This window comes from Ideonella aquatica, from assembly GCF_018069755.1.
Classification (GTDB): Bacteria; Pseudomonadota; Gammaproteobacteria; order Burkholderiales; family Burkholderiaceae_C; genus Ideonella; species Ideonella aquatica.
In genome coordinates, this window is sequence record NZ_JAGQDE010000035.1 from 20,708 (window position 1) to 35,465 (window position 14,758).

A 14,758-nucleotide genomic window follows, 5' to 3' on the forward strand; every position below is an offset into this window, starting at 1 on the left:
GCTCAGGCCAGCAGTTCAGCAAGCCGCTGCTGCGTGACGCCGTAAAAGCCTTGCAGCGCGGCGATCTGCCGCTCGGCCTCGGCGCGGCGGCGTGCCTCGCCGGGGGCGCCCTCGGGGCGGCGCAGCGCCAGGATCATCTTGTTCTTGCTGGTGTGCTCCAGCGCCACGAACTCGAAGACCTGGGCGTCCCAGCCGCGCGCCTCCAGCCACAGCGCGCGCAGGGTGTCGGTCACCATCTCGGCCTGCTGGCCCAGGTGGATGCCGTGCTGCAGCATGCCCCGCAGCACCTCGGGCAGCTGCATTTGCGGGCGCAGCTCCTTGTGGCAGCAGGGCGAGCAGACGATCATCGTCGCGCCGGCGCGGATGCCCGCTGCAATCGCCACATCGGTGGCGGTGTCGCAGGCGTGCAGCGCGATCATCAGGTCGACCCGATCCGGGGCGTGGTCGTTGACGTCGCCGCACTCGAAGCGCAGGCCGGCCAGGCCGCGCCGCGCGGCGGCGGTATTGCACTCATCGACCAGCGGCTGGCGCAGCTCCACGCCCAGCACCTCGGCCGGCCAGTGGCGCGTCTGGGTCAGGTGGTGGTGCAGCGCAAAGGTCAGGTAGCCGCGGCCGGCGCCAAAGTCCACCACCCGCACCGGCTGACCCGGGGCCGGCGCCCAGTGGGCGCGCTCCAGCGCGTGGGCGATCACCTCGACGAACTTGTTGATCTGCTTCCACTTGCGCGCCATCGCCGGCACCAGCTGGCCCCGCGCATCGGTCACGCCCAGGTCCTGCAGGAAGGGCTCGCTCAGTGCCAGCAAGCGCTGCTTCTCGCGGTCGTGGCCGGCGGGCTCGGCGGCCACCGCGGCCTGGGCGTGGCGCGCCAGGGCCACCTTGCCGCGCTTGCTGATCGACAGCTGCCATTCACCCTCGGTGGTGAACAGGTGGGCGTGCGCGAAGCGCGTGCCCAGCAGCTCGCGCAGCAGCGCCAGCGCTTCGTCCTGCGGCGGGTTCTTGGTGATGTCGCGCGTGGCGTGCTGGTAGACCAGCTGCAGGCAGGCCTGGCCGCGCAGCGCCAGCGGCCGAGCGCTCAGGCGCTGCAGGTCGTCGCCGCCGGCGCGCGGCTTGGCCAGCACCAGCTTGACACAGCGGCCGCTGCTCAGGCTGTCGGCCAGCAGGGTGTGGAAACGCTCCAGGCGCGCCAAGTCGGCCAGGGCCTGGCGCTGCTCGGTCAGCGGGACATCGTCGCTCATGCGGCGATTGTCCCTGCTGCCGATGGCTCCTCAGGCCTCGGCGGTGTCCATGCCCATGTGCGCGGTCTCCACCGACTCGGGCGGCGCGGCCTCGGCGATCGCGCGGCCCAGCCGGCGCGCCGCCTCCAGCGCCTGCGCCGGCGTGTGCGCGGCCATGCACTGCAGCCGCATGCGCGCGCGGTTCAGGGCCACCGCCGGGTACTCGACCAGGTTGGCCAGCAGGCCCTGGCCGGGCAGCGCGCGGGCGATGCGCCGCGCCTGCGCGGTGGGGCCCAGCAGCACCGGCACGATCGGCGAGGGCTGGCCCAGCACCTCCAGCCCCTGCCAGTGCAGCGCCTGGCGCAGCGCCAGCACGGTCTGCATCAGCGCGTCGCGGCGCTGCAGGCCCTCGGCCGAGCGGACCAGGCGCAGCGACTCGCGCACCACCGCGATCTGCACCGGCGACAAGGTGTTCGAGAAGGTGGTGGTGGGGGCGTAGTAGCGCAGGTACTCGGCCAGCGCCGCCTCACGGCAGGCGACGAAGCCGCCGTTGGCGGCCAGCGTCTTCGAGAACGAGCCCAGCACGATGTCGAGCTCGCCGTGCACGCCCTGCAGCCCCGGCTGGCCCTGGCCCAGCGGGCCCATGCTGCCCAGGTCGTGCGCCACGTCCACCGCCAGCAGGGCATCAAACTCGTGCGCCAGCGCCTGCAGCGCGGCCAGGTCGGGCGCATCGGCGTCCATCGAGAAGCAGCCCTCGGTGACCAGCAGGATGCCGTGCTGGCCGCCGCGCGCGCGGATGCGCTGCAGCAGCGTGCGCGCATGCGCCACATCCAGGTGGCGGTGCAGGTGCACATGGCGGGTGGCGGCGCGCGCGCCCTCGTGCAGGCAGTTGTGCGCCAGCTGGTCCATCACCACATGGTCCTCGGGGCCGACCAGCGCGCGCAGCAGGCCGTAGCCGGCCGCCCAGCCGGTGGGAAACAGGCGCACATGCGGCATCGCCAGGTGCTCGGCCAGCTCCTGCTCGAGCCGGTCGCCGTCGCCCACGTTGCCGGCCAGCACGGTGGAGCCGGCGCTGTGCACGCCCCAGCGCTGTATCGCCTCGGTGGCGGCGGCATGGACGGCGGGGTGGGTCGACAGCGACAAATAGTCCTGCGAGGAGAAGTTCAGCCCGCTGGCCAGGCTGCCATCGGCCTGGGCCAGCCGCGCCTGCGGGCCGGGCGGGCCCTGCAGTGTGCGCGCGTAGGGGTGCAGGCCGCGCTCGCGGCGCAGCACCAGCCAGTCGTGGAAGGCGCGCGGGCGCTCGCGCAGATCGGCATGCGCACCACCGACGAAATCACGCGTGCTGCCGGCCAGCGCCGGGTCCAGCAGGGCCAGCGTGTCGCTGGCGTCGGTCTCAGGCTCGTCAAAACGGTCGTCCATGTCATCTCCCTGTGTGTCTGTGGACGGCCGGGAGTCTGACCGGGATCGCGGGGCCTGCCAGCCTGCCTGCAATGGGGGATTGACTTCCTGCGCTGAAAGTGTTTGTAAAGGCGCGAGAAAGCGACAGGGCCGCGCAGTGTTCGGGCAACAAAAAAGCCCGGCGAGGCCGGGCGGATCGGGGTGGCGGGTGGGCGCCGGTTTACTTGGTGTTCACGGTAGGCTCGGTGCCCAGCACGGGCATGCCTTCCTTCTCGTTGCTGCGATCGAAGACCAGGGTCTTGCCGAACACCAGCTGCACCCAGGTCGGGTAGGTGTAGGCCGTGCCCTTGGAGTGGTCGATGATGGCGCCGATGCCGCCGCCGATCAGGATGTTGCCCGCCAGGCCTGCATTGGCGCGCGAGATCGCACGACCCACGGCCTCGGGGTTGGCCGGGTCCTTGCACGAGATGTCAAGATCCTTGCTTGAGCGGCGCACCATCGCGCTGTCGCCCGAGCGCGCGCTGACCGTGCCGTAGTCGTTGCTGATCTTGCACTCGGCGCCGGTGACCATCTGGCCGTCGGCGGTCTTGGTCTCCAGCTTCATCGGCTGGGTGGTGTCGTTGACGATCGACGCGCATCCGACCATGGATACGCTCGCGGCCAGGATGGCCAGGGTCCGGATGGACATGGGCAGTCTCCCTCTCGCTGATGGAGTGTTGTGGTGAGCGCTGGGGAACTCCAGCGCAAGGCCAGTCTACCGTGAGAGCGTTACCAATCGTCACAGTCGGCCGCTGCCCGTCGGACCCCCTGGGGAGCTGCTTGGCGCAGAGGGATCATCGCCTTAGCATGCAGCCGCCGCCCCGCTCCAGCCATCTCCCCATGACGGCCCTGCGTCCCCTCTCAGCTGCCGAATTCGAGGCCTGGCTGCCTCAAGCCATCGAGGCCTACGCGCGCGACAAGACCGCCGCGGGCCAGTGGACGCCCGACGAGGCCCTGGCGCGCTCGCGCGAGGACCACGCCCGCCTGCTGCCCCAGGGCTTGGCCACGGCCGACCACCATCTCTGCGCCATCGTCAACAGCACCGGCACCGCCGTGGGCGTGCTGTGGTTTGCCAGGCAGCGCCTGCATGGCCTGGACATCGCCTATGTCTACCACCTGGAGGTCGACCCGCCGCACCGCCGCCAGGGCCATGCCACGGGTGCCTTGCGTGGCCTGGAGCAGGCCTGCGCGTCCTTCGGCTTCCACGGCATGGCGCTGCATGTGTTCGGCCACAACGGGGGCGCCCGGCAGCTCTACGCCCGCCTGGGTTTCGAGCCCACCAACATCAGCCTGTTCAAGCGGGTCGGCGCCGGTGACTGAGCACCGGCGCTGATTCCCGCCCAACGGCGCCTGGCCTCAACGGTGCGGCGTCACCGCGTCCAGGATCGGCCCCTGGCCCGCCCAGCGGTCCAGCGCCAGGTAGATCACCGGCGTGATGTAGAGCGTCACCGCCTGGCTGATCAGCAGGCCGCCGCACACCGCCAGGCCCAGCGGCTGGCGCAGCTCGGCACCGGCGCCCAGGCCCAGCGCGATCGGCAGCGCGCCCATGAAGGCCGCCAGCGTGGTCATCATGATCGGCCGCAGGCGCAGCAGGCAGGCCTGGCGGATCGCCTGCTCGGGCGACAGGCCCTGGTGGCGCTGTGCGTCCAGCGCGAAGTCGATCATCATGATCGCGTTCTTCTTGACGATGCCGATCAGCATCAGGATGCCGATGGTGGCGATCAGCGTCAGGTCGTGGCCGAAGGCCCACAGCGCCAGCAGCGCACCCACCGCGGCCGAGGGCAACCCGGCCAGGATGGTCAGCGGGTGGATGTAGCTCTCGTAGAGCACGCCCAGCAGCACATAGATGACGGCCAGCGCCGCGATGATCAGCACCAGCTGGCCGCCCTGCGAGTCCTGGAACACCGCCGCATCGCCGCCGTAGCTGGCGATGATGGTGGGCGGCAGGCGCAGCTCGGCGCTGTAGGCGCTGATGCGCTGGGTGGCCTCGCCCAGCGGCGCGTCGGGCGCCAGGTTGAAGCTGATCGTCACCGCCTGCAGCTGGCCCTGGTGGTTCACCGCGGTGGGCCCCAGCGTGCGCTGCACGGTGGCGAAGGCCGACAGCGGCACCAGCGCGCCGGTCTTGCTGCGCAGGTAGATCTTGTTGAAGGCATCCTCGAACTGGCGGTCGGCCTCGGCCGCCTCCATGATGACCTGGAAGCTGTTGCTGGCGCCGTAGATGGTGGACACCTGGCGCTCGCCGAAGGCGCTGTAGAGCGCGCTGCGCAACTCGGCGATGGGTACGCCCAGCAGCGCCGCCTTGTCGCGGTCGATCGCCAGCGTGGCCTGCAGGCCGCGGTTCTGGCTGTCGCTGGTGACGTCGCGGAAGATCGGGTCGGCGCGCAGCTTCTCCTGCAGCTTGCCCGACCACTCGCCCAGCGCGTCGGCGCTGACGCTTTGCAGCGTGTACTGGTAGCGGCTCTTGCTCTGGCGGCCGCCCAGTTGCAGGTTCTGCACCGGCCGCATGTAGACCGCCAGGCCCGGCACCGCGCGCGTCTTCTGGCGCAGCCGCTCCACCACCTGGGCCATCGGCGGGCGCTCGGCGCGCGGCTTGAGCACGATGAACATGCGGCCGGTGTTCTGCTGGTTGCCGCCGCTGCCGCCGGTGAAGGCCGACACCGCGGCGATCGCCGGATCGGCGCGGAAGATGTCGGCGGCGCGGGTGTGCAGCTTGACCATGGCCTCGAAGGAGATGTCCTCGGCCGCCTCGGTGGTGACCTGGATCTGGCCAATGTCCTCTTCCGGGAAAAAGCCCTTGGGGCTGCTCACCGCCAGCCAGATCGACAGCCCCAGACTGCCCAGCGCCACCGCACCGATCAGTGCGCGGTGCGCCAGCGCCCAGTCCAGGCTGCGGCCGTAGGCGGCCTGGAAGGCGCTGAAGCCGGCCTCGAAGGCGCGGCCCAGGCGGCCTTCCTCGGCCGGCTCATGGTGGCGCAGGAAGCGGCTGCACAGCATCGGCACCAGCGTCAGCGACACACCGGCCGACACCAGGATGGCCAGGCCCACCACCACCGCAAACTCGTGGAACAGCAGGCCGATCACGCCGGGCATGAAGAAGATCGGGATCAGCACGGCGACCAGCGACACCGAGATCGAGACGATCGTGAAGCTCATCTCGCGCGCGCCGCGGATCGCGGCCTCGAACGGCGCCATGCCGTCCTCCACATGGCGCACGATGTTCTCGAGCATCACGATCGCATCGTCCACCACCAGCCCCACCGCCAGCGTGATGCCCAGCAGCGAGATGTTGTCCAGGCTGTAGCCACCGGCATAGAGCAATGAGATCGCGCCGATCAGCGACACCGGCAGCGACAGCGTGGGGATCAGCGTGGCCGCGGCGCGGCGCAGGAACAGGAAGATCACCAGCACCACCAGCACCACGGTCAGCGCCAGCGTCAGGTTGACGTCGTGCAGCGCCTCGCGGATCGACAGCGAGCGGTCATTCACCGGCGTCATCTGCACCGAGGCCGGCAGCTGCGACGCAAAGCGCGGCAGCATGGCCCGCACCTTGTCGACCACCTGCACCGTGTTGGCATTGGGCTGGCGCTGCACCGCCAGCGTGATCGACGGCTCGCCGTTGAGCGCGGCGTAGGTCTTGACCGACTCCACGCTGTCCTGCACCTCGGCCACGTCGCGCAGCCGCACCGGGGCGCCATTGCGGGCAGCGATGATCACCTGGCCCCATTCGCGCGCGTTGGAGAGCTGGCGGTTGGCCTGCACCGTCAGCGTCTGCCGCGGGCCTTCCAGCACGCCCACCGGCGTGTTGGCGTTGGCGCTGGCCAGCACCGTGCGCAGCTCGTCCAGCGTGACGTTGCGCTCGGCCAGCGCCTCGGGCCGCACCTTGATGCGCACCGCATAGCGGCGCTGGCCGAAGATGAAGACCTGGGCCACGCCGTCGATCGTCGACAGGCTGGGCGCGATCAGGTTCTCGGCGTAGTCGTTGAGCTCGGCGGTGTCCAGCGAGGGCGAGGTCAGCGCCACCAGCAGCACCGGCGCATCGGCCGGGTTGACCTTGCGGTAGCTGGGCGGCGTGGTCATCTCGGCCGGCAGCTGGCGCTGGGCGCGGAACAGCGCGGCCTGCACGTCCACCGCGGCGGCGTCGATGTCGCGCGCGGTGTCGAACTCCAGCGTCAGCGAGCTGCTGCCCAGCGTGTTGGTGGAGCTGATCACCGACAGGCCGGCGATGGTGCTGAACTGCTTTTCCAGCGGCAGCGCCACCGAGCTGGCCATGGTCTCGGGCGAGGCGCCGGGCAGCGTCGCGTTGACCTGGATGATCGGCGTGTTGTAGCTGGGCAGCGCCGCCACCGGAATTTTCGTCAGCGCCAGCGCCCCGGCCACCACCACGGCCAGGTTCAGCAGCACCGTCATCACCGGACGGCGGATGAAGTGTTCCGCGATGTTCATGCAGAGGCCCCGGAGGCGGCGGCCGATGCCGGCCCCGACGCGCCCTTCGCCGGCCCGGCTGGCGCCTCACGCACCAGCCCGCCCGGCCGCAGGTTCTGCTTGCCTTCCACCACCACCCGCTCACCCGGCTGGACACCGTCGACCACCGCCCACTCGCCGCTGCTGTAGCGCAGCTGCACCGGCCGCAGCTCGGCGCTCATGTCGGCCTTGACGACGTAGACCGAGCGCTCCTGGCCGCGCTGCACCAGCGCCACCACCGGCAGCACCGCGGCGTCCTTGATGGTGCGCAGCGTCAGCTTGACGGTGACGTACTGGCCCGGCCACAGCAGCTGCTTGGGGTTGGCCAGCGCGCCCTTGATGCGGATGCTGCCGGTGGCGGTGTCCACCGCGTTGTCGATCACGCTGACCGTGCCCTCCAGCGCCTCGCGCGGCGCGGCGTTCGGGCCGCGGCCGCCACCCGCGGCGGGCAGCAGCACCTGCAGCTTCGCGCCCTGGGCGCCGCGGCCCTCGTCGCCGCCGCGCAGCAGCGCGCCCAGCTGGGCCTCGGGCAGGGTGAAGCTCACGCCGATCGGGTCGATCTGGGCGATCGTGGCCAGTGCGCTGGCGCCGGTGGGCGAGACCAGGCTGCCCGGGTACACATTGACCAGGCCGACGCGGCCACTCAGCGGCGCGCGCAGCGTGGCGTAGCCGGCGGCCACCTCACCGGCCTTCACGGCGGCCTGGTCGGCCACCACCGCGGCGCGCTGCGCCTCGAGGTTGGCCTGCACGGTGTCGGCCGCGCCCTGCGAGATGAAGTTCTGCGCCCGCAGCTCCTGCGCGCGCTTCCACTGCCGCTCCAGGTCGGCCAGCGCCACCTGGCTGCGCGCCAGCTGGGCGCGTGCCTTGTCCAGGTTGGCCTGCTCGGTGCGGTCGTCAAAGCGGAACAGCAGCTCGCCCTGGCGCACCATCTGGCCTTCCTTGACCACCACCTGGCGCACGGTGCTGCTGATTTGCGGCCGCAGCTCCACGGTGTTGAGCGGCACCACGGTGCCGGCCGCCTCCACGCTGACCGGCATGTCGCGCCGTTGCACCGTGGCCAGCGAGACCACCTGCGCCGGCTTGGGCGCCGACGCGGCGGCCGCGGCCGCGGCCGGCCCGGTGGCCTGGCCGCGCCACCAGGCGCCGGCCGCCACGGCAGCGGCCACGGCCGCCAGGATCAGGACAAGCGAAGTCTTCTTCATGAGCCACTCAGGAACGGGAGATCAGGGCCCCCGCCAGCGCCTGCAGCGCCTGCGGGGTGGTGTGCAACTGGGCTGCCGGCAGCCGCGACAGCCGCTCGGCAAAGCCGGCCGCGGTGCGCGACCAGGCGGCGTCCACGATGCGCCGGCCCTCGGCGCTGAGCCGGATCAGTCGCCGGCGGCGGTCGTGGGGGTCGGCGTGCACGCGCAGCAGGCCGCGCTCGGCCAGCGCCGTCACCGCCACCGACGCGGTGGGCAGCGTCACGCCCAGGTGGGTGGCCAGCGCGCCGACGCTGCCACCCGGCTCGCGCTGGGCGAACAGCAGCGCGCGGAATTGCGGCACCGTCAGCCCCTCGGGCGCGGCCTGACGCATCGCGCTGCGGATCTCGCGCATCAGCAGCGGCACCTGGGCCAGCACGGCCTGCGCGCAGACCTCGGCGAGGTCGGCGTGGGGGACGGGCTTCAGCGCGGCAGACACTTCGGAAATCTAACAAATTTCCGGCGCCCGCCGAACCGGGAAGCCCCCCGCTTCAGCCAGGGTTCAGGTGATGCGGTGGAAGTCCAGCCGCACCGCGCGCGCCTGCCGTTCCCCCACCGCCAGCGCCAGGCAGCGGTTCAGGTGTGCCCAGGCCGGCGCGCCGGTGGTGAAGCGCACCACGGTGCGGAAGAAGTACTCGCTGGCGGCCACCGGCTCGCCGCGCGCCAGCCGCGCCATCACGTCGGCGGGGCCGTGGCGCAGGCCGTCGCTCTGCACCTCGACCAGCGCGCCGTCGGGCGTGCGGATCACGTAGTGCGCGGCGATCTCCAGCACGCCATCGGCGCGCAGCACCTGCCAGTCGACACCGCCGGGCAGGATCTCGCCGCTCAGCTCGGGGCCCTCCACCGTGCCGCCCAGCAGCGGCACATAGCGGCGCTCGCCATGCTTGGCGGGGCCGCCCAGGCTGACCAACTCGCCCACCTCGCAGACCACGCGGCACATCGGTTGCAGGGCGGGCGGCGGGCTGAAGGCGTCGGTCATGGCGGGGCGTTCGGGTCAGTCGGGATGGACAGGCGGCGTGGCCGGTTGATCATCTTGCGCCAGGCTCGCGCGCTTGCCCAGCCACCCGCCGTCATCCCAGAGGATGACCGCCCCACCCGACCGACCCACCGATGAACGCCTGGGCCCTGCCCCTTGCCGATGCCCAACCCGCCTGGTCGCGCGCCCTGCCCGCGGTGGTGCAGGCCGTGGGCGCGCCGGACTTCGACACCCGGGTGCTGCAGGCGCTGGACGAGGCGGCGCTGGGCGTGGGCTCCTGGTCGGTCTACCAGGTCTGGCGCGACCGCCTGCCGCAACTGCACCTCTCGGGCAGCCTGGGCGTGGCCGACACCACCCGCGACTGCTTTGCCGCCTACCGCGACGCCGGCCTGTACCGCCGCGACAGCAGCTTCGACGCGGTGCGCCCCGGCCATGCCGCGGTGCTGCGCATGCACGCCGACGAGGCCCCCAGCCACGACCACCGCCAGGCCATCTACCTGCGCCACGGCGTGCTGGAGCGGCTGTCGGTGGTGCAGCGGGGCGATGACGGCGCGGTGTTCGCCGTCAATGTCTACCGCCACGCCCACCAGGGCCGCTTTGGCGACGGCGAGCTCGCCGGCTTCGCCCAGCTGGCCCCCGTGCTGCTGGCCGGCGTGCAGCGCCACCTGGCGCTGCGCCAACCGACCCCCGACCTGCGCGCCGCGCTGAAGGCCCGCTGCGCGGCGCTGACCGAGCGTGAACTGGACGTGTGCGAACGCCTGCTGCGCGGCTGGAGCTTCGACGGCATCGCCGCCGACCTGGGCCTGAGCGTGGCCACCGCCAAGACCTACCGCGCCCGCGCCTTCGCCCGCCTGGGCCTGCACTTCAAGAGCGAGCTCTTCGCCGCCTTCCTGCCCGGGGGGGACTGTCCTCCTCAGGGATGACAGGCGGCGGCAGCGCCGGGCGGCACACTGCCGGCCTGCTGCCTTGATACCCCCCAGGAGACCGCCATGAGCACCCGCCGCCACGCCCTGACCGTCCTTGCCAGCCCCTGGCTGCTGGCCGGCGCCGCCCCCGCGCTGGCCCAGGGCGGCGCGCCGCTGAAGCTGGTGGTGGGCTTCCCGCCCGGCTCCGGCCCCGACGTGGTGGCGCGCCAGCTGGGCCAGAAGCTGGGCGAGCTGATGAAGCAGCAGGTGGTGATCGACAACCGCGCCGGCGCTGGCGGCCAGATCGCCGCCCAGGCGGTGGCCCGCTCGCCAGCGGATGGCACCACGCTGCTGCTGGGCGAGGTGGGCTCGATCAGCATCTCGCCCGCCGCCTACCGCAAGCTGCCCTACGACCCCGCCAAGGACTTCATGGCCGTGGCCGAGGTGGTGCGCTCCGACTTCGTGCTGGTGGTGCCCGCCACCTCGCCCGCCAAGACGGTGGCCGAGTTCGTCGCCGCCGCCAAGGCGCAGAAGGACCGCGTCAACTTCGGCACCTTCGGCGCCGGCACGCCGGGCCACTTCGGCGCCGAGGTCTTCGGCAGCCTGGCCGGCTTCGCGGTCGAGCCCATCCACTACCGCGCCACCGGCGACGCCGTCACCGCCATCATCGCCGGCGACGTGATGGGCGCCTTCGTCTCCACCGCGCTGGCGCTGGCCCAGGTCAAGGGCGGCAAGATGCGCGCGCTGGCCACCACCGCGCCCCAGCGCTCCGCCCTGCTGCCCGAGGTGCCCACCTTCACCGAGGCCGGCTACCCCAAGGCCGACTTCTCCGCCTGGTTCGCGCTGCTGCTGCCCACCGGCACGCCCACCGCCGCCGTGGACGCACTGAGCCAGCAGGCCGTGGCCGCCCTGCAAAGCCCCGACCTGCGCCAGAAGCTGCAGGAGGCCGGCTTCAGCATCGTCGGCACCGGCCGCGCCGAGACCGAGCGCATGCTCAAGGCCGAGGCGGCGCGCTGGGCGGCGGTGGTCAAGACGTCGGGGTTCCAGGGGGACTGAGGCTGGGCCGTGCAGGCGCTGCTTTGTCGTCGAGGACCTGATCGCCCCGTTGCGCATCGCTGAGCATTTGCCGTGCGCGGTGTCAGACCTGACCGCGGGTACGCGCAAGTGGCCACGGGGTCCATCGACTGGGAAGACAAATGCAACGCTAAGTGATTGATAAAGAAGCGAAATCACCAGTCGACCACTTTTTTCTCCGGCGCTATGGAAACAAACCGTGCTTGGCTGTTGTGGTCTTGCGCTCCGTCTCTGTTGGGGCTGCCGGCAGCCCGTCCAATCTCTCGCGGAGAAGTCCGGCGACCTTGGCGATTCAGCACCCGATCAATGATGGACGTCGAGCCCTGGCGATCAAGCCCATCGCCCACATCGTCTCTGGCGCTCGAACTCTGCGCGTCCGGCCAATCGACCCAGACTCGGGTGAGGCACCCAATGGGGTGATGGCGGGCTCTTTTGGGTGAGGCGTAAACTGCCCCAAAGGCATGAACGCGCAACCTACGCTCCTCGGTACAGGCATGTACCCACTGCCACGAGCCGCCAGGCTCGTGGGGGCTGAGGCGCGCACGGTTCGCCGATGGTTGAAGGGGTATTCCTGGAAGTACGGCGATGGCCGCAGGGTCTCCGGCCCACTGTGGGCGCTGCAGCATGCCCAGGACGAGGAATTCGGTGACGAGCAAGTGCTGGGCTTCCGGGACCTGCTGGAACTCCGTACCGTGGCCCGCTTCATCGCGCAGGGCGTCAGCCTGCGGGTGATCCGGGCGACGATTGATGTGGCCAGGGAAACGCTGGGGGACTACCCACTGCACTCCAAGCGCTTCGTCACGGACGGCAAGAAGATCTTCCTGGAGGCGGTTGAGCGTGCGGGCGAGGATCCCAAGCTGTTGGATGTGCGCCGACAGCAGTTCGCCATGGATGCGGTGATCCGTCCCAGCCTGCTGGAAGGCATCGAGTACAGCGCCGATGCCACGGCGCTGCGCTGGTTCCCCATGCCGAAGAAGCGACTGGTGGTGCTGGATCCGCAGGTGCAGTTTGGCGAGCCCATCGTGACCAAAGGCGGTGTGCCGACCGATACGTTGGCAGCGGCTTGCAAGGCGGAAGGCGACAACGTCGAGCGTGTGGCGCGCCTTTACCGCGTCACGCCACAAGAAGTGAAGGCTGCAGTCGCCTTTGAGCAGCAACTCGCGGCCTGATTCGTCGGCGTGCGATTCCTGTTCGACGCCAACCTTCCCCCTGATCTGGCGCATGCCATCCGTGAGCTCTGCTCGTCGGAGCCAGGCGTGGACGAGGTGATCCACCTCAGTGACAGGTTCCGACGCAGCACGCCCGATCTGCAGTGGATACCGACCCTTGGCCAGGGCTGGTACATCATCAGCACGGACAAGTTCGCGAAGAGCCGAGGGCAGGAGCGCGAGGCCTTGCGCCGTGCAGGGCACACGGTCTACGTGCTCGACCCGCAGTGGTCCAAGCATCCCTTTTGGCTGAAGTCATCCAGGCTGGTGCTGTGGTGGCCACAGGTGCTTGAGCATGCACGGCTCACCGCTGGCGGTGGCTTTCGCATTCCCTGGCAGCACTCGTCCAGCAAGAAATTTCAGGGGCTGTAGCCGCCGGCGTGCTTTCTCTGGCGGAGACGGCCTGTGCCGTCTTTGCTCCACCCGCCTCAGAGCGCGAAGATCTTCCCCGGATTCAGGATGTTGTCCGGGTCCAGCGCCCGCTTGACCGCGCGCATCATCGCCACCGCGCCCTCGCCGGTTTCCTCGATCAGGAAGCCCTGCTTGTGCAGGCCGATGCCGTGCTCGCCGGTGCAGGTGCCGCCCACGGCCAGCGCGCGGCGCACCACGCGCTCGTTCAGTGATTCGGCCAGATCGCGCTCGGCCGGCAGCGCGGGGTCGAGCAGGTAGGCGATGTGGAAGTTGCCGTCGCCCACGTGGCCGACGATGAAGTAGGGCAGGCCGCTGGTGCGGGCTTCGTCTTCGGCGGCCACCACCATCTCGGCCAGGCGGGCGATCGGCACGCAGGTGTCGGTGGTGACGGCGCGGCAGCCCGGGCGCATCTGCAGCGCCGACAGGTAGGCGTGGTGGCGCGCGGTCCACAGCTTGGTGCGCTCCTCGGGGGTGGTGGCCCATTGGAAGTCTTCGCCGCCGTGGTCCTTGGCGATCTCCTGCACGGTGGCGGTCTGCTCGGCCACGCCGGCCTCGCTGCCGTGGAACTCCATCAGCAGCATCGGCGCCTCGCGCAGGCCCAGCCTGTCGTGGTTGTTCACGGCGCGCACGGCGTTGACGTCCAGCAGCTCGCAGCGGGCGATCGGCACGCCCATCTGGATGATCTGGATGGTGGTGGCCACGGCCGAGGCGATGTCCGGGAAGAAGCACACCGCGGCGGCCAGGCTCTCGGGCAGCGGGTGCAGCTTCAGCGTGATCTCGGTGATCACGCCCAGCGTGCCTTCGGAGCCCACCATCAGCCGGGTCAGGTCGTAGCCGGCGCTGCTCTTGCGCGCCTGGGTGCCGGTGCGGATGACCTGGCCGCTGGCGGTGACCACCTCCAGCGCCAGCACGTTCTCGCGCATCGTGCCGTAGCGCACGGCGTTGGTGCCCGAGGCGCGGGTGGCGCACATGCCGCCGATCGAGGCGTCGGCGCCGGGGTCGATCGGGAAGAACAGGCCCAGGTCCTTGATCTCGCGGTTGAGCTGGCTGCGGGTGACGCCGGGCTGCAGCGTGGCGGTCAGGTTTTCGGGCTCGGCGCGCAGCACGCGGTTCATGCGCGACAGATCCAGGCTGACGCCGCCCTGCACCGCCAGCAGATGCCCCTCCAGCGACGAGCCCACGCCAAACGGGATCACCGGCACGCGGTGCGCGGCGGCCAGCGTCACCGCATCGGCCACGTCCTGGGTGGATTCGCAGAACACCACGGCGTCGGGCGGCGCCACGTCGAAGGGCGACTCGTCGCGGCCGTGCTGCTGGCGCACCGCCAGTGCGGTGGACAGGCGCTCGCCGAAGCGCTGGCGCAGCGCGTCGATCAGGGCGGCGGGCGCGGTGCGGGGGGCGTTGGCGGTGGACAGCATGGACAGCTCGCGAAAGTGGGTGCAGGATTCTAGGAAGTCCTCAAGGGCCGCCCACGCGGCGCCGATCAATCCGACAGGCCGGGATGGCGCCATCCCGACACAGCCCCGCCCACCATGAGCCGCGAACGCCGCAACCTCTACCGCATCCTGCACGTCCAGCCCGAGGCGCCGCCCGAGGTCATCAAGGCCGCCTGGCGGGCGCTGATGAGCACGCTGCGCGCCCACCCCGACCTGGGCGGCGACCCCGAGACCGCGGCGCGCCTGAACGCCGCCTACGAGGTGCTGTCCGACCCGGTGCGCCGCGCCGCCTACGACCGCGGCCTCAAGCGCACGCCGCGCGGGCCGGCCGCCCCATCGGCCGACAGCGCGCCGCGCGCCACCGCCAGCCCGCCGCCAGCGCCGCCGCCGCGGGCAGC

Annotated in this window: 14 protein-coding genes; 6 read left to right on the forward strand and 8 right to left on the reverse strand. The window is 71.2% G+C overall.

Going from position 1 to position 14,758, the window contains the following annotated elements; all coding sequences use genetic code 11:
* Positions 1-2: 2 nt before the first annotated feature.
* From KAK06_RS22255 to KAK06_RS22265, 3 genes are all read right to left on the reverse strand, one after another.
* A complete protein-coding gene (locus KAK06_RS22255) occupies positions 3-1,235 on the reverse strand; it encodes a class I SAM-dependent methyltransferase (protein WP_210804366.1) in 1,233 nt (410 codons plus the stop codon).
* Positions 1,236-1,265: 30 nt separating this feature from the next.
* Entirely contained in the window at positions 1,266-2,633 is a 1,368-nt protein-coding gene (locus tag KAK06_RS22260) for an aminotransferase class I/II-fold pyridoxal phosphate-dependent enzyme (protein WP_210804367.1), read from the reverse strand.
* A gap of 199 nt (positions 2,634-2,832) precedes the next feature.
* Entirely contained in the window at positions 2,833-3,300 is a 468-nt protein-coding gene (locus tag KAK06_RS22265; RefSeq protein ID WP_210804368.1) for a hypothetical protein, read from the reverse strand.
* A gap of 191 nt (positions 3,301-3,491) precedes the next feature.
* Between KAK06_RS22265 and KAK06_RS22270 the strand changes: the two genes are divergently transcribed.
* Entirely contained in the window at positions 3,492-3,971 is a 480-nt protein-coding gene (locus KAK06_RS22270) for a GNAT family N-acetyltransferase (protein ID WP_210804369.1), read from the forward strand.
* A gap of 36 nt (positions 3,972-4,007) precedes the next feature.
* On the opposite strand, the gene KAK06_RS22275 is transcribed toward KAK06_RS22270, so the two are convergent.
* The 4 genes from KAK06_RS22275 to KAK06_RS22290 form a co-directional block, all read right to left on the reverse strand.
* Entirely contained in the window at positions 4,008-7,094 is a 3,087-nt protein-coding gene (locus tag KAK06_RS22275; RefSeq protein WP_210804370.1) for an efflux RND transporter permease subunit, read from the reverse strand.
* Positions 7,091-8,314 (reverse strand): efflux RND transporter periplasmic adaptor subunit, encoded by a 1,224-nt coding sequence (locus KAK06_RS22280; protein WP_210804371.1) that lies wholly within the window; start codon positions 8,312-8,314, stop codon positions 7,091-7,093. The genes KAK06_RS22275 and KAK06_RS22280 overlap by 4 nt, the downstream gene beginning before the upstream one ends.
* A 7-nt stretch (positions 8,315-8,321) precedes the next feature.
* Positions 8,322-8,789: a MarR family winged helix-turn-helix transcriptional regulator gene (locus KAK06_RS22285; protein ID WP_210804372.1), complete on the reverse strand. Its 468-nt coding sequence runs from the start codon at positions 8,787-8,789 to the stop codon at positions 8,322-8,324.
* Positions 8,790-8,852: 63 nt separating this feature from the next.
* Positions 8,853-9,329 carry a DUF3237 domain-containing protein gene (locus KAK06_RS22290; RefSeq protein ID WP_210804373.1) on the reverse strand — a complete coding sequence of 159 codons (477 nt, stop codon included), beginning with the start codon at positions 9,327-9,329 and terminating at the stop codon, positions 8,853-8,855.
* Between the two features lie 131 nt (positions 9,330-9,460).
* Between KAK06_RS22290 and KAK06_RS22295 the strand changes: the two genes are divergently transcribed.
* The 4 genes from KAK06_RS22295 (at position 9,461) to KAK06_RS22310 (ending at position 12,885) form a co-directional block, all read left to right on the forward strand.
* A complete protein-coding gene (locus tag KAK06_RS22295; protein WP_210804374.1) occupies positions 9,461-10,249 on the forward strand; it encodes a LuxR C-terminal-related transcriptional regulator in 789 nt (262 codons plus the stop codon).
* Between the two features lie 66 nt (positions 10,250-10,315).
* A complete protein-coding gene (locus KAK06_RS22300) occupies positions 10,316-11,287 on the forward strand; it encodes a Bug family tripartite tricarboxylate transporter substrate binding protein (RefSeq protein ID WP_210804375.1) in 972 nt (323 codons plus the stop codon).
* 479 nt (positions 11,288-11,766) lie between these two features.
* Complete coding sequence (locus KAK06_RS22305; RefSeq protein WP_210804376.1) at positions 11,767-12,474, forward strand: DUF433 domain-containing protein; 708 nt, start codon at positions 11,767-11,769, stop codon at positions 12,472-12,474.
* 9 nt (positions 12,475-12,483) lie between these two features.
* Complete coding sequence (locus KAK06_RS22310) at positions 12,484-12,885, forward strand: PIN-like domain-containing protein (RefSeq protein ID WP_210804377.1); 402 nt, start codon at positions 12,484-12,486, stop codon at positions 12,883-12,885.
* A 56-nt stretch (positions 12,886-12,941) separates the two neighbouring features.
* On the opposite strand, the gene KAK06_RS22315 is transcribed toward KAK06_RS22310, so the two are convergent.
* Positions 12,942-14,342, reverse strand: a complete 1,401-nt coding sequence (locus KAK06_RS22315) for an FAD-binding oxidoreductase (protein ID WP_210804378.1) — start codon at positions 14,340-14,342, stop codon at positions 12,942-12,944.
* 114 nt (positions 14,343-14,456) lie between these two features.
* On the opposite strand from KAK06_RS22315, the gene KAK06_RS22320 reads away from it, so the two are divergent.
* The coding region (locus KAK06_RS22320; protein WP_210804379.1) for a J domain-containing protein at positions 14,457-14,758 on the forward strand (302 nt) is incomplete at its 3' end.